17 protein-coding genes and 2 other annotated features are annotated in these 21038 nt (G+C 29.4%); of the genes, 1 reads left to right on the plus strand and 16 read right to left on the minus strand.

Annotated elements, in window-relative coordinates:
• Positions 1-39 precede the first annotated feature (39 nt).
• The 5 genes from ACU68W_RS00895 to murJ form a co-directional block, all read right to left on the minus strand.
• On the minus strand, positions 40-1278 hold the full coding sequence (locus ACU68W_RS00895) for a serine hydroxymethyltransferase (protein ID WP_094223516.1): 1239 nt from the start codon (positions 1276-1278) through the stop codon (positions 40-42).
• Positions 1271-1699 (minus strand): SoxR reducing system RseC family protein, encoded by a 429-nt coding sequence (locus ACU68W_RS00900; RefSeq protein ID WP_002837908.1) that lies wholly within the window; start codon positions 1697-1699, stop codon positions 1271-1273. Before ACU68W_RS00900 ends, ACU68W_RS00895 begins: the two co-directional genes overlap by 8 nt.
• A 4-nt stretch (positions 1700-1703) precedes the next feature.
• Complete coding sequence (locus ACU68W_RS00905) at positions 1704-2396, minus strand: tRNA threonylcarbamoyladenosine dehydratase (RefSeq protein WP_094208671.1); 693 nt, start codon at positions 2394-2396, stop codon at positions 1704-1706.
• A gap of 1 nt (position 2397) precedes the next feature.
• Entirely contained in the window at positions 2398-4164 is a 1767-nt protein-coding gene (aspS, locus tag ACU68W_RS00910; RefSeq protein WP_094208672.1) for an aspartate--tRNA ligase, read from the minus strand.
• Between the two features lie 36 nt (positions 4165-4200).
• Positions 4201-4380, minus strand: a binding site (T-box leader).
• Positions 4381-4420: 40 nt separating this feature from the next.
• On the minus strand, positions 4421-5944 hold the full coding sequence (murJ, locus tag ACU68W_RS00915) for a murein biosynthesis integral membrane protein MurJ (protein WP_094208673.1): 1524 nt from the start codon (positions 5942-5944) through the stop codon (positions 4421-4423).
• 96 nt (positions 5945-6040) lie between these two features.
• Here murJ and ACU68W_RS00920 point away from each other — a divergent pair, with 96 nt between their 5' ends.
• Positions 6041-7399, plus strand: coding sequence for a PucR family transcriptional regulator (locus ACU68W_RS00920; protein WP_446755951.1), 1359 nt, complete (start codon positions 6041-6043; stop codon positions 7397-7399).
• Here the strand turns inward: ACU68W_RS00920 and ACU68W_RS00925 are convergent.
• From ACU68W_RS00925 to ACU68W_RS00975, 11 genes are all read right to left on the minus strand, one after another.
• Positions 7396-8511, minus strand: coding sequence for a tetratricopeptide repeat protein (locus ACU68W_RS00925; protein WP_094223517.1), 1116 nt, complete (start codon positions 8509-8511; stop codon positions 7396-7398). The two genes, ACU68W_RS00920 and ACU68W_RS00925, sit on opposite strands and share 4 nt — an antisense overlap.
• Complete coding sequence (locus ACU68W_RS00930; RefSeq protein WP_094208676.1) at positions 8512-9168, minus strand: hypothetical protein; 657 nt, start codon at positions 9166-9168, stop codon at positions 8512-8514.
• An 8-nt stretch (positions 9169-9176) separates the two neighbouring features.
• Complete coding sequence (gene argS, locus ACU68W_RS00935; protein ID WP_102163913.1) at positions 9177-10871, minus strand: arginine--tRNA ligase; 1695 nt, start codon at positions 10869-10871, stop codon at positions 9177-9179.
• A 10-nt stretch (positions 10872-10881) separates the two neighbouring features.
• Positions 10882-13233, minus strand: coding sequence for an endonuclease MutS2 (locus ACU68W_RS00940; protein ID WP_094208678.1), 2352 nt, complete (start codon positions 13231-13233; stop codon positions 10882-10884).
• On the minus strand, positions 13234-14364 hold the full coding sequence (locus tag ACU68W_RS00945; protein WP_446755952.1) for a DUF3656 domain-containing U32 family peptidase: 1131 nt from the start codon (positions 14362-14364) through the stop codon (positions 13234-13236).
• Between the two features lie 80 nt (positions 14365-14444).
• Positions 14445-15365, minus strand: coding sequence for a peptidase U32 family protein (locus tag ACU68W_RS00950; RefSeq protein WP_446755953.1), 921 nt, complete (start codon positions 15363-15365; stop codon positions 14445-14447).
• Positions 15358-15990, minus strand: coding sequence for a cell division protein ZapA (locus ACU68W_RS00955; protein ID WP_094223519.1), 633 nt, complete (start codon positions 15988-15990; stop codon positions 15358-15360). The genes ACU68W_RS00950 and ACU68W_RS00955 overlap by 8 nt, the downstream gene beginning before the upstream one ends.
• An 8-nt stretch (positions 15991-15998) precedes the next feature.
• Positions 15999-18371: a phenylalanine--tRNA ligase subunit beta gene (gene pheT / locus ACU68W_RS00960; protein WP_094223520.1), complete on the minus strand. Its 2373-nt coding sequence runs from the start codon at positions 18369-18371 to the stop codon at positions 15999-16001.
• A gap of 8 nt (positions 18372-18379) precedes the next feature.
• Positions 18380-19402 carry a phenylalanine--tRNA ligase subunit alpha gene (gene pheS / locus ACU68W_RS00965; protein ID WP_002836559.1) on the minus strand — a complete coding sequence of 341 codons (1023 nt, stop codon included), beginning with the start codon at positions 19400-19402 and terminating at the stop codon, positions 18380-18382.
• Between the two features lie 37 nt (positions 19403-19439).
• Positions 19440-19627 (minus strand) — a binding site (T-box leader).
• A 19-nt stretch (positions 19628-19646) separates the two neighbouring features.
• Entirely contained in the window at positions 19647-20378 is a 732-nt protein-coding gene (locus tag ACU68W_RS00970; protein ID WP_094223521.1) for a TrmH family RNA methyltransferase, read from the minus strand.
• Positions 20356-21033, minus strand: a complete 678-nt coding sequence (locus tag ACU68W_RS00975) for a potassium channel family protein (protein WP_094205770.1) — start codon at positions 21031-21033, stop codon at positions 20356-20358. The genes ACU68W_RS00970 and ACU68W_RS00975 overlap by 23 nt, the downstream gene beginning before the upstream one ends.
• Positions 21034-21038: the final 5 nt, after the last annotated feature.

Here is a 21038-nt window from a genome sequence, read left to right on the forward strand (position 1 = left end):
AAGCTAATACTAAACTTTTGTCTAGTATTAGCTTAAAATTTATCTATTGATTGGGAATTTTTTCATCAATTCTACAACGTCTTTTTTTATTTCTTCAGCAGGTCTACGTTTCTTTAATGCGTCTAACATAAATTCTGCTACTTTTGCAGCTTGTGCTTCTTTTAATCCTCTAGTTGTAATAGCTGGTGTACCAATTCTGATACCACTAGTTACAAATGGTGTTTCTGGATCATTCGGAATAGTGTTCTTGTTAGTTGTAATATTAACTTCACTTAATAACGCTTCTGCTTCTTTACCTGTCATTTCAAAGCTTCTGCAGTCGATTAATAATAAGTGGTTATCTGTACCACCAGAAACTAATCTTACATCGTTATCTAAGAAGACTTTTTCCATTGCTTTTGCATTCTTCAAAATTTGATGAGTGTATTCTTTAAATTCTGGTTGTAAGTCTTCTTTGAAACATACTGCTTTTGCTGCAATAATGTGTTCTAATGGACCACCTTGGAATCCTGGGAATACTGATTTGTCTAATAATTTTTTGTGTTCTTCCTTACAAAGTATAGCTCCACCTCTTGGTCCTCTTAATGTTTTATGTGTAGTTGTAGTTACAAAATCTGCATAAGGAACTGGACTTGGATGATCTCCAGTAGCAACTAAACCTGCTATGTGAGCCATATCTACCATTAAATAAGCTCCAACTTCATCTGCAATTTCTCTAAATTTTTTGAAATCTATAATTCTTGGATATGCAGAAGCACCAGCAACGATTAATTTTGGTTTGTGTTTTAAAGCTAATTCACGAACGTTTTCATAATCAATTGTTTCAGTTTCAGGATCTACACCGTAATCTACAAAATTATAATATTTACCAGACATATTTACTGGTGATCCATGAGTTAAGTGTCCACCTTCTGTTAATCTCATACCTAATACTGTATCTCCAGGTTTTAAAACTGCAACATATACAGCAATATTAGCATTTGCTCCACAGTGAGGTTGAACGTTAGCATGATCTGCATTAAATAATTCTTTTAATCTATCTATAGCTAATTGTTCTATTTTATCAACATGTTCACAACCGCCGTAATATCTTTTTCCAGGATATCCTTCAGCATACTTGTTAGTTAACTCAGTACCCATAGTTTCAAGTACTGCTTTTGAAACAAAGTTTTCTGAAGCTATCAACTCGATATGTTCTTCTTGTCTTTTGATTTCATCATTTAGATGTCCAAATACCTCTGGGTCAAAATTTTCTAAATTTTGTCTACAATTATTCATACAAACCTCCAATTATTTTCGTGATATGAACTAGGTCCTTATCAACAAATTTTTTATCTATAAATTTTACAATTATATAGCCAATTAATAATCCTACAAGTCCTATACCAAAAGATGCTAATTCAAAATTTCCTATTTTATTTTCCAAAATAGAATATGATGATATAAGAGCAATTAGGAAAAATGTTAAAGGCACTAAATACAACAATGCTGTATATTTAAGCATTGAAGAATCGTCACCTGAAATTTGCACTCTATCTCCTACCTTAGCACTTATATAGTTTGCACATTCTATAACTTGCGTTTGATGTTCACAACCTGAACATTTACTACAACCTTCACCACCGCAAGCTCCTTTTCTAGTAATTAGAACAGATGCTTTAGTGGATTCGGTTTTTATAACCATTCCTTCTTTTGCCAAAATATTACCTCAATTCTTTAATAACATACGATGCAATCATAAGTCCGACACATGAAGGTACAAAGCTTATACTTGCCGGAGCATTTCTTCCATTTGAAGATAGAACTTCTCCTGACCTTTGTTCATCAGACCAAATGCATGTAAGTTTGTCAACGTTTCTTCTTTTTAACTCTTTTCTCATTACTTTAGCCATTGGACAAGTGTGGGTCTTTTTAATATCCGTAATTCTAAAAAGAAAAGGATTTAGTTTCGATCCCGCACCCATAGAACTTATCAACTTAATATCGTTTTTATAACAATACTCAGCCAAATCTAGCTTCGCTGATATTAAATCAATAGCGTCTATAACATAATTATAATCTTTAAGATTAAATAAATCAACAGTAGAATTATCAAACTTTTCCCTAAATTTAATAACTTTGCAATTCGGATTAATTCTGTGAATTCTTTTTTCAAATTCATCTACCTTATAATTTCCAACAGTATCTTCCAAAGCTATAATTTGGCGATTGATGTTTGTTATATCGATAGTATCATAATCTACTATTGCTAATGTTCCTACTCCACATCTAACCAAAGCTTCTATTACAAAACCTCCAACTCCACCGCAGCCAATAACAGCTACTTTGGAGTTGATGATATTTTCTAGGTCATTTTCGCCTATTAGAAGTTTTGTTCTTTCAAATCTTTTATCCATACTAATCTAATTTGATGTGAATTTCTTTAAGTTGTTTCTCGTCAACATTTGATGGAGCACCAGTTAATAAATCTGTAGCAGATTGTGTTTTAGGGAATGCTATAACATCTTTGATATTATCAGTTCCAACTAATAACATCATAAGTCGATCCATACCATACGCTAATCCACCATGTGGAGGTGTTCCATAGTTAAAAGCTTCTACAAAGAAACCAAATTTGTTTTCAATCATTTCTTCAGTTAATTCTAATGCTTCGAACATTTTCTTTTGTAAATCAGAATTGTTAATTCTTATAGAGCCTCCACCAATTTCATCTCCATTACATACAATATCGTAAGCTTTAGCTCTTACTTTTTCCTTGTCAGTTAACAAATATTGAATGTCTTCTTCTTTTGGCATTGTAAATGGGTGATGCATTGCTACAAATCTGTTTTCTTCTTCGTCGAATTCAAATAATGGGAAATCAACTATCCAAACAAATTCGAATGTATCATTGTCAACCAAATTCATATCTCTTGCAATTTTGTTTCTTAATGCACTTAATCCATTAAATACAACATCATTTTTGTCTGCTAGTACAAATATTAAAGCATTTTCGTCTTCTTTTGTAGATTCAATTATTGAATTCATTTCTTCATCAGATAAGAATTTTTTAATTGAAGATTGAATTTCTCCATCGTGAACTCTTATCCAACTTAAACCTTTAGCACCGTATTCTTTTACAAATTTTTCTAATTTGTCAATTTTTTTACGTGAGTATTCACTTTCATAATTACCAATATTGATACATCTAACGCTCTTGTTTTTATCATTACAACTTGAGAATACTTTGAATTCTGAATCTTTTACTAATTCAGTGATATTTTTCAATTCAAATCCAAATCTCAAATCTGGCTTGTCGCATCCATATCTTTCCATAGCTTCTGCGTAAGTCATTCTCTTAATAGGAGTTGGAATATCAATTCCTCTAATTTCTTTGAAAAGTTTTTTAATCAAGCCTTCATTCAATGTCATTACATCTTCTTGATCAACAAAACTCATTTCCATATCCACTTGAGTGAATTCCGGTTGTCTATTCGCTCTCAAATCTTCATCTCTGAAACATTTAACGATTTGGTAGTATCTGTCCATTCCGCTAATCATAAGAAGTTGCTTCATTAACTGTGGTGATTGTGGCAGTGCGTAGAAACTGTGTTCATTTACTCTACTAGCAACCAAATAATCTCTAGCTCCTTCTGGAGTTGGCTTTCCTAAAAAAGGAGTTTCAATTTCATAAAATCCATTTTCATCTAAATAATCACGAATTAATTTATTAGTTTTGGCTCTTAATTTTAAATTATTTTGTAATTTAGGTTTTCTTAAATCCAAATATCTGTACTTTAACCTAACAGCTTCTTGAGCATTATCATCATCTTTAATGTAAATTGGTGGAACATTCGCTGTATCCAAAACAATTAGTTCACTAGCTATAACTTCAATTTCTCCAGTAGGAATGTTGTTGTTTTTTGATTCTCTTTCTCTAACATCACCTTTTACACATAAAACATATTCGCTTTTAACATCTTTTGCTTTATCGAAAATCTCTTTGTTATCATCCTTTATAGCTATTTGAGTTATTCCTGTGTTATCTCTCAAATCTATAAAGATAAGAGATCCTAAATTTCTCTCTTTTTGAACCCATCCCATAAGAATGACTTCTTTGTTTACATCACTTAATCTCAACTCCCCACACATGTGAGTACGTCTAAGATTTCCCATACTATTCATAAAAAACCTCCTAAAATATAAAAACCCGTCCTTATGATAAGGGACGAGTTAAATCGCGGTACCACCCTAATTAGGTAAACCTCACTTTAATTTATAACGCTATTAAGCGGAAAATTCGACTCAAAAATGTCTGCAATTACTATGAATAATAAGTCACACCAACCCTTATCTCTCTGAAAATCAATCATAATGCGCTCTTTTTATCTTTGTCTTTATAACAAAATTATATTCAAAAAACTTTCAATTGTCAAACCATCTATTTTTTTCTTCTGTTCTTATAAAAAGCGATAATTTCGTTTAGTTCATCGACCTTAAAAATTAAGATACAACTCAAATAACTAATTCCTGCAACAAATATAGACATCATTAATGATAATGTATTTGAAAATCTTATATTTGTCATTTTAAATGTAATGTAAGCTAAAGCTCCCATTATCAACGATGAAATCAACATCTTAAAAATATTTACAAATGATGATTTTGTAGAGCTAAAATCCCCAATTTTTTTGTGTAATCTCATTATTATCATTATTGCTCCAATTAGATTTGCAAAACTTGTTGCTACTGCTAATCCTACTAAGCCAAAAATTCTTGATAAAATAATATTTCCTATTATATTTATAGCAACCATAATAACAGAATTAATTGTAGGAGTTTTTGTATCATTCATTGCATAGAATGATTTCGACAAAATATCTCTGATAGCAGTTCCTATGATTCCCAAAGCGTAGAAGAACATACAAACTGATGTCATATCAACATCATTCATTGTGAAAGCTCCCCTAAAGAATAGCATCTTAGTAATAGGATAAGATAATACCAAAAGTCCTATTGTCGCTGGGATTACTAAAATACAAATCATAGACATTGATTTCATTATGCTATCTTTCATTTTATTCAAATCATTAGCGATAAAATTTCTAGACAATTCAGGATACACAATTACAGAAATATTTGCTATAACAATACCAGTTACAAATTCAATAAGCCTTGATGCATAATTTAGAATTGGAATACCATTAGCTGAAACTGTAGATGCTATCGACTTATCTACCATAACATTGATTTGATTTACCGATACTCCTAAAATTATCGGAATTGATAAAAGAACAATCATCTTTACATTTTTATCTGAAAAATCTAAAATCTTATGATATTTAAAATTCTTTCTTTTCGTTATAAATATGTAAGGCAAATATTGGAGTGCATTTCCCAATAGCAAACCAATTCCAACTATCATATTATTATCGTATTTATTGGAAATGACAAGAGCAAGTATAATGAAGAAATTCATTATAAAACCTTGTAAATTTTGAACTACAAAATGATTATTCGCATTCAAATATCCCTTGAATACACATGACATTATGGACGGTATCATTGACAATAAAGTCAATCGCATGAATTTTATAGTTAATTCTTTTGTATATCCAGTAAATCCTGGAGCGAAAATTTTAATTACAGATGGTGTAAAAATCTCAAGTATTACTATTAATGCTAATATTGTAATAACAACTATATTGTTGATATTTGATGTAAAAACATCGCCTTCTTCCTTTCCCTTTTCGTGTACTATTCTATTGTATATAGGAATAAAAGAAGTTGAAATTCCCGCTGAAAATAAACTTACTATTGTAATCGGCAGTATTTGTGAAACCAAAAACGCGTTAGCAACCGGTCCATTTGTAGGAAAAAAATATGCCAGTGTAGTTTCTCTTACTAATCCTAAGACTTTTGATAGTAGTGTAATTATCATCAGTATAATTGCAGTCTTTTTCATAAGTATCTCCTGTTTATATTTAAAAAATATGTTGGTTGTGATATTATTTATACTATAGATAATAACACAGGTCTAACGATAATTAAAGGTGATAAGATGAATATAAAGTTATTGGTAAAAAAAATGGATGAATTGGTTGACTCTTCGGACATAAAAATAATAAACGATATCGACAATATATCGTTAAATTGTATTTCCGATCAGAAAAACACACTATCCATAATGGAATATGGCAAAAATATTATGTGTCCTAAAAATTCTAATATTCTTTTTTTGAAAGCAGAAGATGAAATTATAGAAAACGAGAACGCAAATATTATTTATTCAAAAGAAGATGATATTTTCAAAGTTTACGAAATTGTGAATGGATTTTTGCGAGAGCATTCCGAGTTCTATAATAGAATTTATAATACAATTTCAAACCGTGAGGCCGTTAATAATTTGCTTTTAATCATAAAAGATTATTTTGATGTAAATGTATGCCTGTTGAACTCAAACAAAAAGTTGTTGCTAAATACATTTGATTTTTCAACTATAAAAAAGATTTATCCGTTGGAAATAAAAAAGAAAAGCTTGAGTAAATTGTACGGATATCTCGCTTTTGAAACTATTGAAGATGAATATGAATTTGAATTCAGAAAAATTTCCAAAATAATTTCAACATATATTTATAACAATGTAAATGGGCTGATAAATTCAAAAGAAGACATATACAGCACTATTAAGAATTTGATTTCTGGAAATATTACAGAAAAAGACGAAGAAAATATCGCAAATATAGGTTGGAAAACAGATGACAATTACGATATTAATGTAATAAAAATTGAAGGTGGTTTATTCAAATACCAAGACATGTTTTCACATGGTAACAGATTTGTTTTGGATTATCCAATGTATATGTATTCTGTATTGCAAGAAGGATACCTTGTGTTATTAACTAATAATAAAATTAAAGATGTTTCATCAGTAAAGACAAACTTAAACTTTTTTACTGAAAAATACGACTTAAAAAGCATTAAATTATCACTAAAAAACAACCTCTTCAATTTGAAAAAAGCTTATGATTTATCTAGAAGAATTTTAGAAAACAATATAGAATTAACTGAAAACCTAAACGATAATTGCTGTAAAATCATCTATGATTTGGTATGCTTGGATTCTGAAATAGTAATATTAGTTCCAGAATTCATCTATAAACTAAAATATGACGATATAAATAATGGCACAGACCTTCTCAGAACATTATACTTTTATCTTGTAGAAGAACGCTCATTGATTAAAGCATCTCAAAGACTGAATGTACACAGAAACTCCATTGTTTATAGAATAAACAAAATTAATGAATTGGTAGATATTAATTTGGATTGTTACAAAGCAAGAAAAAACATAATAAGCGCTTTGGAAATCATCGACCGATTGGACAATACGCTTAAAATAACAGAAGAAGACATTTAATTGTCTTCTTCTATTTTTTGCAATAATTGCATTGCCATATTAAAAATATCTTCGTGTACATCGTCATAAGAAACCAAAGTTGACAATGTGTCTTTTGCTTTTGCAACTCTATTTGAGTTTAGTTCAATAACTGCCTTATTGTACAATAAAATCTCATTGTCTTTATGAATTTTAAGCCCACGACTTAAAACCTGAATTGATTTTTCAAAATCATAATCGTTGAAATAAGCCACAGACATATCATTATACAAATCAACGTGATCAAATCCCATGCTTTCAGCTTTTTCAAAATATTCTATAGCTTTATCCAAATCATTCAAATTCAAGTAACATTTACCCATTAAATAAACAATTCTGGAAGTTTTTTCAAGTTCTTGGAAAATTTCAAGTGCTTTTTGTGGTTTCGAATTGATTAAAGTAGTCGCAAAATCCAAATCTCTTAAAGGCTTTATATCCTCCATTAAACGTTCAACTTCATTTATCACAATTAATACTCTTTTTTCATCGTAATCATTAGGTGAAGTTGCCATCTTATGAGTATTTTTTAAGTAATCATAAGCTTTTATATAATTATGATTTAGTAATTCTAGATTTGCAAGTTCTACATAATTTAAGAAGAAATCAGGAAAATTCAAAACATTTTCATTTAACACTCTGAAAGCTTCTTCGATAAAAATACTAGAATTAAACTCATCTTCAAACGCCATTAATCTCAAACAATACGCATAATAATACGCATTATCTGCAATATCCGATTTTAATATATCATTTGTTCTAAAATAAATAACGGCTTCTTTTGGGTTTGAAATCTTTTCAACTCCCATAGATATTATTGATTTTTCAATATCAGGAAAAATATTGTACATAATATCTGTGTAGTTTACACAGTATTTGAATGATCTATCGTAAGCTATGTTATAAATCATGCCTTTAATTATTAATTCCAAATCAAAATTTTTGACGAAATCATTGTTCTTGACTCCATCTAACAAATCTTTCTCTAAAACAGGTAGTGGAATATCTTTATCAATGTAATCATTTGATTCTAATAAATTCACATACACCAACTGGTCCATAAATTTACTGAAATATTCGTCAATCTTATTAATCATTTATTTCTCCCCCGTTTCTAAAATTCTGTACAAATTAGCCCTATACAACATGAACAACGAAATGAACATCAAAAGCAATCCAAATTTTAAAATCGACACAACTTCATTTGACATTATAAAGTCTTCAAATGTGTAATTCTTCATAATCAAATTATACAAAATTGCAAAAATCGCAACATTAGGTATATTCCATGTTAAAAAATTTTTAAAATTAAATTTTAATGATGTGCAAATCGATTTATAAAATTCTTCGTCAATCATGTAAAGTGTCTCCACTAAAGGATTAAATATTAATAAAAGAACAATTACTGCTCCCTCGTATTTTTTTAAGAAAAAATACAACAACAATAAAATTCCTCCATTAAAAGCGACCTTTAACATTAATTTGGGAATAGTAATCGGTTCTATTTGATAGTTATCTCTTGTATGAACCGAAATACTAAGCATATTTAAAAGGATACTCAACAGAAATGTAACCAAAACCGCTATTATCACACTAGATATTTCTTTAGATACAGATAATCTAAACAAAATATTATTCGACATATTTAACGATAATTTCATTACAATCATTGATGCAAAAATCAACGGAAAATATTTAATTGTATGTGCGGTTCTTGTAAAAGAATTTTTGATTATTTCTATAAATGAGTCCATTATTCTCCCTACATTCTAACTGGTGCTTCAATGCCTAACAAGCTCAAAGATAATTTCAAGCATTTGTTAACAGAATAAGTTAAATACAATCTTTGATATTTTAGTTCATCTTCTACAGTGTTGATTGGACAATTTGCATAAAATTTATTGAATAGTTTTGCTAATTCTACCGTATAACGTGTCAAGAAAGAAGGTTCGTATTTTTCAGTAGCATTTAATAAAACTTCTTCAAATTTTGATAAGTGTTTTACAATGTCGATTTCTGTATCGTCAACTAATAAATCAAATTTGCTATTGTCTTTTAATTCAAATTCTCCCTTGTCTAATATAGAACAGCTTCTTGCAAATGTATATTGTGTATATGGTCCAGTTTCTCCATCAAAATTCAAAACTTGATCCCAATCAAACGTATAATCTTTTATTCTATTATTGAATAAATCTTGGAATATTACAGCTCCAACACCAACTTGTTTTGCCACTTCTTCTTTATTTTCAAGATTAGGATTTCTTTCTTCTATGATTGATTTTGTTTTATCAATAGCTCTATTTAAAACATCTTCTAGGAAAATAACTTTACCTTCTCTCGTTTTCATAGATCCATCTTTCATGCTAACCATACCAAAAGAAACATGTTCGCAATCATTCCACCAATCAAATCCCATTTTTTTCAAAACGGCTCTTAATTGTTCAAAATGAAGTTTTTGTTGACTAGCAACAACGTATACATTTTTATAAAAATCGTAAGTTTTTTTACGATACATTGCAGTAGCAATATCTCTTGTTAAGTATGTTGAGGAACCATTTGATTTTTTTATTAAAACAGGTGGCAAGTTTTCATCATCCAAATTGATTATCATTGCACCATCAGATTCTTCTAGTAAATTTTTCTTATCTATAGCTTCTAATGCATCTCCAATAAATTGTGAGTGGAATGATTCACCATTAAAATTGTCAAACTCAACTCCTAGTAAATCATAAACTCTTTGGAATTCTTTTAGAGAAATTTCTCTAAACCATGACCATAATTTTACAGCTGTAGGATCTTTTTTTTCTAATTTATCGAACCAATCGCGTGCCTCATCCATGTAAGTTTCATCTTCTTTTGCGATTTTATTGTATTTTACATAAAGATTTAAAAGTTCTTTAATTGGATCGGCATTTATTTTATCTTCGTCACCCCATTTTAAATAGGCTGATATCATCATACCAAATTGAGTTCCATAATCACCAATGTAATTAACACCTGTTGTATTAAACCCTTGATATTTCATTATGTTTCTGATGGCATTTCCTATTACAGTGGAGCGTAAATGTCCAATATGAAATGGCTTTGCTATATTTGTAGAAGAAAAGTCAAACACAACATTTTTCCCAACGCCGATATGACTACTTCCAAAATCATCTTTAACAGCTTCTGTTAGAACACTTTCTACTAATTTTGAATTATCTACAAAAAAGTTTACGTAAGGACCTACATTTGCAATTTTATTGATATTTTCATTGTTAAATTCTTTTTTTGCTAACTCTTCTGCGATTAAATTAGGTGCTTTTCTGAAAGTTTTTGCTAATTTAAACACTGGAAACGCATAATCACCCATATCACTGTTTGGTGGAATTTCGATTAAATCTGATATTTCTTTTTCAGTTAGACCAGTGTCAAATCCAAGTATAATTTCTTTTACTTCTTCTTTAAAATTTATCATTTTAATCCCCTTATTTTAAATAAATGAAAGTAGCTCCAAGCCCGCCTTCATTGTAACCTGCATCTTCTATCTTTTTGATTCTTTTATCACTTCTTAGGTATTCTCTGATACCTTTTCTGAGCATACCAGTTCCTTTTCCGTGAATTATATTCACTTTTTTCAAACCGACAATTACACAGTCATCAATGTATTTGTCAAGTTCGTATATCGCTTCTTCGATATTCTTACCACGCAAATCAATTTCGCTTTTTATATCAGAATTAGCTTTATTTTTTATAATACTTTTAATGCTCTTTGATGATTGAATCACTTCTTGTTCTTTAATTTTCTTCAAGTTCTTAACATTGGCATTTATCTTTAAGATACCCACTTGAACCAATAAATCACCTTTTTTATCAGGCTCTGAAACAATAGTACCTTGTTGGTCAATTCCTAAGATTTCGACTTCATCTCCTAATTGAAGATTTTGTTTCTTAGAAGTTTCGTTCAATAGTTTTTTACTGGAACTCTTTTTAATTCTTTTATTAAATTTACTTTCAACATCATTAGCTACTGTTCTGGCATCAGATTCTTTCTCTAAGAATTTTAATTTATTGATAAGCTCACGTGATTCTTCCTTAGCTTGAATATAAATTTCATTTGCGTTTTCTTTTGCTTCATTAATTATTCGTTCTTTTTCTATTTTTGTCTTTTCAAGTTCTTTTTCGTATCTGTCACGAAGTTTCAATAAATCTTCTTTAAGTTCTAATTGTTTTCTTTTATCTTCGTCAATTTGTTTCTTTTCAGATTCAATATCTGATAAAACATCCTCAAAATCTTTGTCTTCTTGAGACAAGATTTCCTTTGCATTATTAATTATATCATCATCAAGACCAAGTCTTCTAGAAATTTCAAATGCATTTGATTTACCAGGAATTCCAATTCGCAATCTATAAGTTGGTGATAAAGTATTTACATCAAATTCTACTGAACCATTTTTTACGTATCTTTCTGTCAATGCAAATATTTTAAGTTGAGAATAGTGAGTTGTAGCAATTGTTCTTATAGATTTGTCTAAGAAAATTCTCAAAATTGCAATTGCTAGTGCTGCTCCTTCTGTTGGATCTGTCCCAGCTCCAAGCTCGTCGAATAAAACAAGAGAATTAAATGTAATATTATTTACAATGTGTACAATATTTTTCATATGAGCTGAAAAAGTAGACAAAGATTGTTCTATACTTTGTTCATCACCAATATCTGTGAAGATATTGTCGAAAATTGCTACTTCCGAATTTTCATCTACGGGAATTAAAATTCCAGACTGTGCCATTAAAGTTATCAGACCTACTGTTTTAAGTGTTACAGTTTTACCACCAGTATTAGGTCCAGTTATTACCAATGTATTATAATCATCACCAAGATAAATACTTATAGGCACAACTTTTTTCTTGTCCAATAAAGGATGTCTTGCATTTTTGAAATTAAAATATCCAATGGTGTTTAGTTTGGGATTTGTCGCATCAATTTCTATCGCATATTTTGCTTTAGCGAATATGAAATCTAATCTTGATAAAACATCCTGATCCACAAAAATAGAATCCTTAGCATCATAAACTCTATCAGAAATTTCTTTCAAAATTCTTATTATTTCTTCTCTTTCTTCTGCTTCAAGCATTCTCAATTCATTGTTTAATTCTACAACCTCCATCGGTTCGATGTATACTGTTTGACCCGAAGAAGAATGGTCGTGTACGATTCCTTTAAAAGATGATTTATGTGAAACTTTTACAGGAATTACATATCTATCATCTCTCATAGTTACGATGTTTTCTTGTAATGCTTGATCATTAGAAGATAAAATACTGTTAATTTTATCTCTAATATTTTCTGTCTTTTGCCTTTTAGTTTGTCTAATTCTAGCGAGATTTCTACTAGCATTATCGCTAATTTCATCTTCGGAAATTATTGCATTATTTATAGTTGCTACTAAATCGGGCTCTTCCACCAAAGAATCCATCATTGCCATAATCATAGGGTAATTTTCGTGATTTTCGTCAGATTCTCCAGCGTATCTTTTTATATCGTGAACGCTACTTAAGATTTGGCCGATTTTCAACAAAACTTCTGGAACTATGTATCCACCCTTTGATACATGCATTATACTTGCTTTAACATTTATAATCTCATATATAGGAGGATTAGAAAATTTGTAAATCATACTCATAGCTTCATAAGTTTCATCCAAACTTTGTCTGATTTCATCCTCATTTATCATAGGTTCCAATTTATTGGCTATACTTTTGCCCAATTTAGATTTGCAAAGTTTTTCAATTTTATTTTTTATTTCGTTGTATTCAAGTGTGTTTAATGTCTTTTTATCCATTTATAAAATTCCTTTTTTAAAATGAAATTCATTAGATTTTCCAGTTGCATATTTGTTTTTTCTAATTGAATATAAGTTGAAATCTATATCATTCTCATCTATCTTAATTCTATCACAAGAATAAATTAAAGAGTAATCGTCCATTCTTACAACCTTATATTTAGAAAAATCTCCTTCAATATAACAATCATTAAACTTACAGAACTCACAATTTTCCCCATTACATTTTATTATGCTCGAAAAAGGACAATAAATAGTAATCATATTAACTAAGTTTTCTTCAACAACCAATTCATAATTGTAATTTGAATTTTCTACAATTTCTTTAATTTCAGATTTGTTTAATTCAACGGATAAAGTTATTACATCTACTCCCAAATCATTTAAAACTTTTGCTGATAAAGTATTAAATACATTCATCTGATAGTCACTAACAACAAAATCAGCTCTAATATCCCTAGCTATAATAATATCTCCAATATTATTGATTAAAAGTTTGGATACATTATTTTCTCTGCACCTTTTTATAAACTTATCCGTTTTTTCTTGATTCAAAAATCTTGGAACTCTCACGATGTATTCTGATGAAATTTTATCGCTGTAACCATCCACTTCATCTACATTAACTGTTTTATAACTTGAATTATTAATTCTATTTTTTTCTATTAGTTTATCTAAATTTTTCAGATCAACATTTTTTTGTTTTCTATGATTAAAATCAGCTTTTTCGTTCAAATAGAATTCTATGAAATCTCTTCTTATCTGATTTATCTGACTTTTCGATAAAAATAATCCATCATCTAGAATAATCTCCAATTTATTAATGTTTACTGGATAGTTTCCTGTTTTTAGTACTTGATTACGAATAAAATCGTCATCTATTGGCTTATTTTTTGCGTCATCGCAAATTATATTAGTGTTATATTTTAGTCCATTAACAGATATTTGAATAGGTTGAAATTTTTTACAAATAAACTTGACTTGTAAATTAAATTTCACATTTTTTTCTTCATTTGATTCATCAACTATTTTAATGTGACTAACTCGTTTTACATCAGAATTTTCAAGAGCATCACCTATGTTTTTAAATGAAGTTATGCTATTTTTCGTATAATTTTCAGTTAATGTCAACGGAAAAGTATTTTTCCCGTTAGAAAGTATTAAAATATCTTTCTTAAATACATCTTCTGTAAATTTTATTTTTCCTTTTCCTAAAACTTTTCTACTGTGTTGCCTTTAATTTGATTTTTTCTACCAAGTTCAACGTAATTGTATCCATTTGTATTATTGATTAATCCTTTTGTAAATCCACGATTTTTAACTTCGTCTAAATAATAATCGTTTTTACCATTGTCTAATTTTTCTCTGTAAGATTTTACAATAGAGTACACATATTCCTTGGATTTCATTCTTCCTTCGATTTTCAAACTATCACAGTATTTTGCGATTTCGTCAACATTATCAATAGTACACAAATCTTTTGGACTGAGGTAAGACAGCTTTGAATTAATAGTTTCGTTGGCTAAAATAATCTTGTAATCCTTCCTACAAGGTTGAGCACATCTTCCTCTATTTGCACTTCTATCACCATTTAATGAACTCATCAAGCATTGCCCCGATTGGCACACGCATAATGATCCATGAATGAAAACTTCTATTTCAATGTCACAGTTTTTCCTAATATTTTTTAATTCTTCTAAATCAGTTTCCCTAGCCAATACAATTCTTTTGAAACCAAGTTCTTTGGCAATTAATGCCCCATTCAAATTATTAATGTTCATCTGAGTAGATGCATGTAAATCCAAATCAGGAAATAACTTGTTTACAAGATATGCCAGACCAATATCTTGCACAATTAGTGCATCAATATCGATGTTATATAATCTGTTTACATAATCAATTGCCTTGTAAATTTCTGATTGTTTTATAAGAGTGTTTAATGTTACATAAACCTTAACGTTTCTTAAATGGCAGTATTTTACAACTTCCTTAACATCTTCTACAGTAAAATTTTCAGCATAAGCCCTTGCGGAAAATTCTTTTGTTCCAAGATAAATGGCATCAGTTCCCGCACGGACACTTGCTTTTACCATGTCCCAATTTCCGCAAGGAGCTAATATTTCACTAATCAATGATTTCATCTCTTTGATAATCCATTAAAATATTTTCTAGCTTATTTTTTTCAAAAGCTAATTTATTATATTCGTCTTTTAAATCTTTGTATTTTTGAGATATATCATCATTTTCTGTTTCGTAAAATTCAATTTGTTTTTTCAAATCTTCCGTAGTTTTATTCTCTTTTTTGAGTTTTGTATTTAAATCTGATGCTTTTTGTTCATATTGCGCTTTGATTTCGTTAGCGTATTTTTCAGCTTTTTTCTTTATATCTTCTTTTTCCTTTTCAGAATTTTCTTTAATTTCATTGTATTGTTTAGTCATTTGTTTTAAGTTTGTTTCTTTAATAACCAAATTTTGATATAATTTTTCGCAATCAGATTTTAAGTTAGAATAATCCTTGATAATCGGATCATTCTCTTTTTTGTATTCATTTAATTCAGTTGTTAAATTATCGTGAGTTTCTGCCAAATTCATAAGAGCTAAGATAGTTGCATTCAAAGTCGTTAATTTTGAATTTCTGTTTTTACAATCTGCAATATCCTTGTTAATTTTTTCAACTATCTTATCTGTTTCTTCTCTAGATTTTTCAGTAACAATATTGTAAGTTGAACCTTGAATTACAACTTGTAATTTGTTCATATACATTCCTACTTTCTCAATGTTGCATTGAATTTTTGTTCTAATGAATTTAATATTTCTTCTTGTATTTTTTCAATAGTTTTGTCTTTTAATGTTTCATCTTTTGATTGATATATAATTCTGTATGCTAAGCTCTTCTTATCATTATCAACATGTTCACCTTTATATTCATCAAATAAGTAAACATCCTTGATGATACCATTAGAGTGATTTAGAATTTCTTTTTCAATTTCAATACTTTCCAATTCTCTATCCACCACAAGAGCTATATCTCTTTCAATTGAAGGATATTTACTAATTAGTGAGTAAAGCTTTTTGAAATCCATATGTTTAATTAATTCTGTAAAATGAATTTCTCCAACATAAACTCTATTATCAAAGTCAAAGTTGTCTCTTACTTCATAACTTATTTCACCAAATGTTGCGATCAATTCACCATTTACCAATATATCAGCGCACCTACCGCTGTGATAAGTTTTATTATCTTTGTTTTTTACGATTTCATAATTATCAATTCCCAATTCGTTAAATAATGCCAAAATCATAGATCTAACATCGTAGAAATCATAATCTCCATACATTCCCAAAGCTAATTTTTTAGTTTCAATCCTTTCGTTTCCAACCAAGTGGAAAGTATTGCCCAATTCATATACGCAAATATCTTTGATTTTATTTTTATAATTCTTAGATAGTATATCCAAAATATTTGGTATAATTGTGGATCTCATCACAGAGAAATCTTCTCCTAGTGGATTGATTAGTTTGATCAATTTATCATCATCCATTTCAACCATTGCTTTAGAATAGGATTTTGGGCTGATGAATGAATAAGACAACACTTCAAAAGTATTCATAGAATACAAAGCTTTTTTCGTATTATCTATGGCAATTCTTTCTTCGCTCTTAACACCTCTCTTTAGTTTTCCGATAAGAGGTTTAGCGCCAATTTTCTCAAATGTGTAAATTCTTCCAACTTCCTCAATTAAATCTTGATAAATTGAAACGTCTTGTCTGTGGAATGGAACTTTAACTTTGATTCTCTCGTCGTCTTCTGACACAATTTTAAATTCCAATAATTGTAATATATTTTTAATTTCTTCATTTGAAATATCTGATCCTAATAAATCATTGCATTTTTTGTAAGATAGCTCTACATCTTCTAATTTTTCTTTACATGTAATCACATCTATAGAATTATTAATCACAGTGGCATTTGTAATATCTTCAATTAATTTACAAACTCTCAATGATGCTAAATCACATAATTGTTGGCTTACACCCTTTTCAAATCTTGTGGAGGCATCAGTTCTTAAAGATAATCTTCTTGATGAAAGTCTAATTGTATCGCTATCAAAACTTGCAGCTTCAATAAGCACATTTGTAGTATCTAATGTTATCTCTGAATCAAAACCACCCATAATTCCAGCGATACCTAATGAGTTTTCACCGTCACAAATTATTATATCATCTGATAATTCACGTTCAACATCGTCTAGTGTTGTAAATTTTTGTGAACCAGATTCTTTTACTATAATTTTCTTATCTGCGATTTTATCCAAATCGTAGGCGTGAATTGGTTGACCAGTTTCCAACATTACAAAATTTGTAATATCAACAATATTGTTAATAGGTCTAATTCCAGATTGAATAAGTCTATTTTTTAGCCATTGTGGACTATCTCCTATTTTTACATTTTTTACAACTCTTGCTACATAACGTGTGCACTTGTTAGTTTGAATATCAACAGAATTTACGTAATCATTGATATCTTCATCAAAGTTTTTGATTTCAATAGAAGGATATTTGATTTTTTTGCCAAAAGATGCAGCATATTCTCTTGCCATTCCTAAAACGGATAAGCAATCCGGTCTGTTTGGTGTGATTTCAAACTCAATTATAGGTTCATTAATTTCAAGTGCATTAGTAACAGTTTCGCCAATTTCGTTTTCAGATAAAACAGCGATTCCATCTTTGGAGTTTTTATCTACAACTGAAGTTTCAAATCCCATTTCTTCAAAACTTGTCAACATTCCAGGGCTCATAATTCCTTTAAGATCAGCTTCTTTTAAAACAATATCTCCAGGAAGAGTTGCCCCTACCTGTGCATAACAAACAAACATATCTTCTTTGATGTTTTTTGCACCTGTTACTACTTCTATTTCTGAATTGCCAGTATCTAACGTGACTATGGATAATCTATCTGCATTTGGATGCTTATCAATTTTCTTTATTTGAGATACAATTAATTTATCGTTTAAATATTTACTTTTATCTATAACCGATTCAACGTGACTTCCTGTTTCTGAAAGTCTATCTGTAATAGTTTTTATCGATTCGTCTACATCGACGTAATCTTTAAGCCAATTAATAGGTAATAACATATTTCCTCCTAGAATTGTTCCAAAAATCTCTTATCGTTATCGTACAACAATCTTATATTGTCGATTTTGTGTTTTACCATTGTAATCCTGTCAACTCCCATACCAAATGCAAATCCAGTATAAACTTCAGGATCTATTCCACAATTTCTTAAAACATTAGGATGAACCATTCCACATCCTAAAAGCTCCATGCTCCAACCTGTATCATTGCAACTTGGGCATCCTTCGCCTTTACAATCGAAGCAAGTGACATCTACTTCCATTGAAGGTTCTGTAAATGGAAAATAATGTGGTCTAAATCTTGTTTCTATTTCTTCTCCAAATAAGTTTTTGATGAAAATATTGATTGTATCCATTAAGTTAGCCATAGTAACGCCTTTATCCACAACCAATCCTTCGATTTGATGGAACATTGGTGAATGTGTATCATCTACATCATCAAATCTAAAAGTTCTTCCCGCAGAAACCATTCTAATAGGTGGTTTTTGAGCTTTCATTGTTCGGATTTGTACACTTGATGTGTGTGGTCTAAGTACAGTTTTATCATCCAAATAAAAAGTATCAGATAAAGATCTTGAAGGATGATATTTTGGTGAATTTAATAAATCGAATGTATTTTCCACTGTATCAATTTCAGGACCATCCACAATATCAAATCCCATTGTTTGGAATAAATTTTCCAATTGGATTATTGTTTCATTAAGTGGATGTCTGTGAGAGATTTCTCTGACACCTCTATTTGCAGTTACATCTATTTCTTCTTCTTTTAATTTTATCTTTTTTTGTTCTTGTTTTAATTGTTCAAATTTATTGGACAATAATTCTTCAATTTCAGATCTAACTTCATTTGCTAATTGTCCCATAATCGGTCTTTCTTCTTTAGAAAGTTTACCCATATTTCTTAGAACAAGTGTCAAATCACCTTTTTTACCAAGAACTTTTACTCTAATATCTTCTAAAGATTTTAAATCACTGGCATTATCGATTAAACCAACAGTTTCTTCTTTAATTTTCAAAATTTCTTCTTTCATTATTTTCTCCTTAAACAATAAAAAAATCCCTCATCCCCTATGGGACGAAAGATTGTATTTCCGCGGTACCACCCAAATTATGATAACATCACTCGCAAGCTTAACGCACTCTACACGGCTATATTAGCAACTTCAAAGCGAACCAACAAAATTCGATAAATATGTCACACCAAACCATATCTCTCTTTGTATCTAGTTTTGTATTTTCTTCTTCAACATTTTTAATTATTGTATAATATAACTACTAATTTGTCAATTTTGATAGGTAAAACATGCTCAAACTAGCAGCTATGGAAGCATTTAATGATTCGGTTACATTGTCCATAGGAATTATTAAAAATTCATCAGCGTATTTTTTTATTTCATTACTAATTCCATTTGCTTCATTTCCAATTATTAAAACATGTTTTTCTTTGTCCTTAACCTCAAGAATACTTTTAGAATTTTTCTCCAAAGATGTCTCATAAATTTTAAATCCATTTGATTTATAATTCTCTAAGACACCTATACTTTCATAAGAAATATTTATTCTGAATAAGCTACCCATAGCACTTCTAATAGTTTTCAAATTATAAATATCGCAACTATTGTCAGATAAAATAATTTTATTATAATCAAAAGCTTCCGCGCTTCTTATTATTGTTCCCAAATTTCCTGGATCGTTTATACATTCAAGAAATAGAATTTTATCTGTATCCTTATCTTTGTTCTCTATAAAATCAACTACACAAATTATACCTTCAGGATTGTTCATTTCGCTGAGACTGTTGAAAGTTTTTGAATCAAAACATACACAGCCATCAATAATTTCTTCCCCTTCTCTTAGTATTATTTGCTTGATATTTAAATTTGATTTAATCGCTTCTTCATAAAGCTTATAACCTTCTATTATAAATTCGTTACACTTGTACCTATATTTTTTCTTATAAAGTGATTTTACGTGTTTGTATATTTTATTTGAAGTAGAGGTTATCATCTTTGTCACCCGTCTCAGTAATTTTGTCCAAATCTTTATTTGATCCAATTACTATCAAGTAATCTTCAAACTTTACTGTATATTCTGGTGAAGGGTTGATATTCATTTCTCCATTATTCTTAACAGCAACTACGTTAATACCGTATTTACTTCTAATACCAATATCAATGAAGTTCTTTCCTATCCATTCTTTTTTTGGGGTAATCTCTGCAATTGAATAATCATCTGTAAATTCAATATAATCGAAAATTTGATCACTTATCAAACTCTTAGCAAGTCTTACCGCTGAGTCATTTTCTGGAATTATTGCTCTATCTGCCCCTACTTTGAGCAATATATTACCGTGAAGAGTATCTTTAGCTTTTGTGATTACTTTTTTTACCCCTAATTTTTTACAAACTACAGTAGATAGAATTGATGCTTCAAAATTTGAAGATATAGCAACTATTGCCACATCGAAATTTCCAACACCGACTGAACTCAATGAATTTTCTGTCAAATGTTCAATATACACTGCGTGAGTTACAATACGACTCATTTCATCTACAGTATCTTCATTATTATCTATTAATAATACTTCGTGACCAGTATTGGATAATTCAATAGCACATGCTCTACCAAATCTACCACAGCCAACTACTACAAATTGTTTCATATTTA

The organism is Finegoldia sp. P2-F-LR (genome assembly GCF_052932265.1).

Bases quoted from the DNA above. Each gene is read 5' to 3' on its own strand.
- ACU68W_RS00895 (WP_094223516.1), bottom strand. From the start codon at position 1,278: ATGAATAATTGTAGACAAAATTTAGAAAATTTTGACCCAGAGGTATTT.
- ACU68W_RS00905 (WP_094208671.1), bottom strand. From the start codon at position 2,396: ATGGATAAAAGATTTGAAAGAACAAAACTTCTAATAGGCGAAAATGAC.
- aspS (WP_094208672.1), bottom strand. From the start codon at position 4,164: ATGAATAGTATGGGAAATCTTAGACGTACTCACATGTGTGGGGAGTTG.
- murJ (WP_094208673.1), bottom strand. From the start codon at position 5,944: ATGAAAAAGACTGCAATTATACTGATGATAATTACACTACTATCAAAA.
- ACU68W_RS00920 (WP_446755951.1), top strand. From the start codon at position 6,041: ATGAATATAAAGTTATTGGTAAAAAAAATGGATGAATTGGTTGACTCT.
- ACU68W_RS00925 (WP_094223517.1), bottom strand. From the start codon at position 8,511: ATGATTAATAAGATTGACGAATATTTCAGTAAATTTATGGACCAGTTG.
- ACU68W_RS00930 (WP_094208676.1), bottom strand. From the start codon at position 9,168: ATGGACTCATTTATAGAAATAATCAAAAATTCTTTTACAAGAACCGCA.
- argS (WP_102163913.1), bottom strand. From the start codon at position 10,871: ATGATAAATTTTAAAGAAGAAGTAAAAGAAATTATACTTGGATTTGAC.
- ACU68W_RS00940 (WP_094208678.1), bottom strand. From the start codon at position 13,233: ATGGATAAAAAGACATTAAACACACTTGAATACAACGAAATAAAAAAT.
- ACU68W_RS00955 (WP_094223519.1), bottom strand. From the start codon at position 15,990: ATGAACAAATTACAAGTTGTAATTCAAGGTTCAACTTACAATATTGTT.
- pheT (WP_094223520.1), bottom strand. From the start codon at position 18,371: ATGTTATTACCTATTAATTGGCTTAAAGATTACGTCGATGTAGACGAA.
- pheS (WP_002836559.1), bottom strand. From the start codon at position 19,402: ATGAAAGAAGAAATTTTGAAAATTAAAGAAGAAACTGTTGGTTTAATC.
- ACU68W_RS00970 (WP_094223521.1), bottom strand. From the start codon at position 20,378: ATGATAACCTCTACTTCAAATAAAATATACAAACACGTAAAATCACTT.
- ACU68W_RS00975 (WP_094205770.1), bottom strand. From the start codon at position 21,033: ATGAAACAATTTGTAGTAGTTGGCTGTGGTAGATTTGGTAGAGCATGT.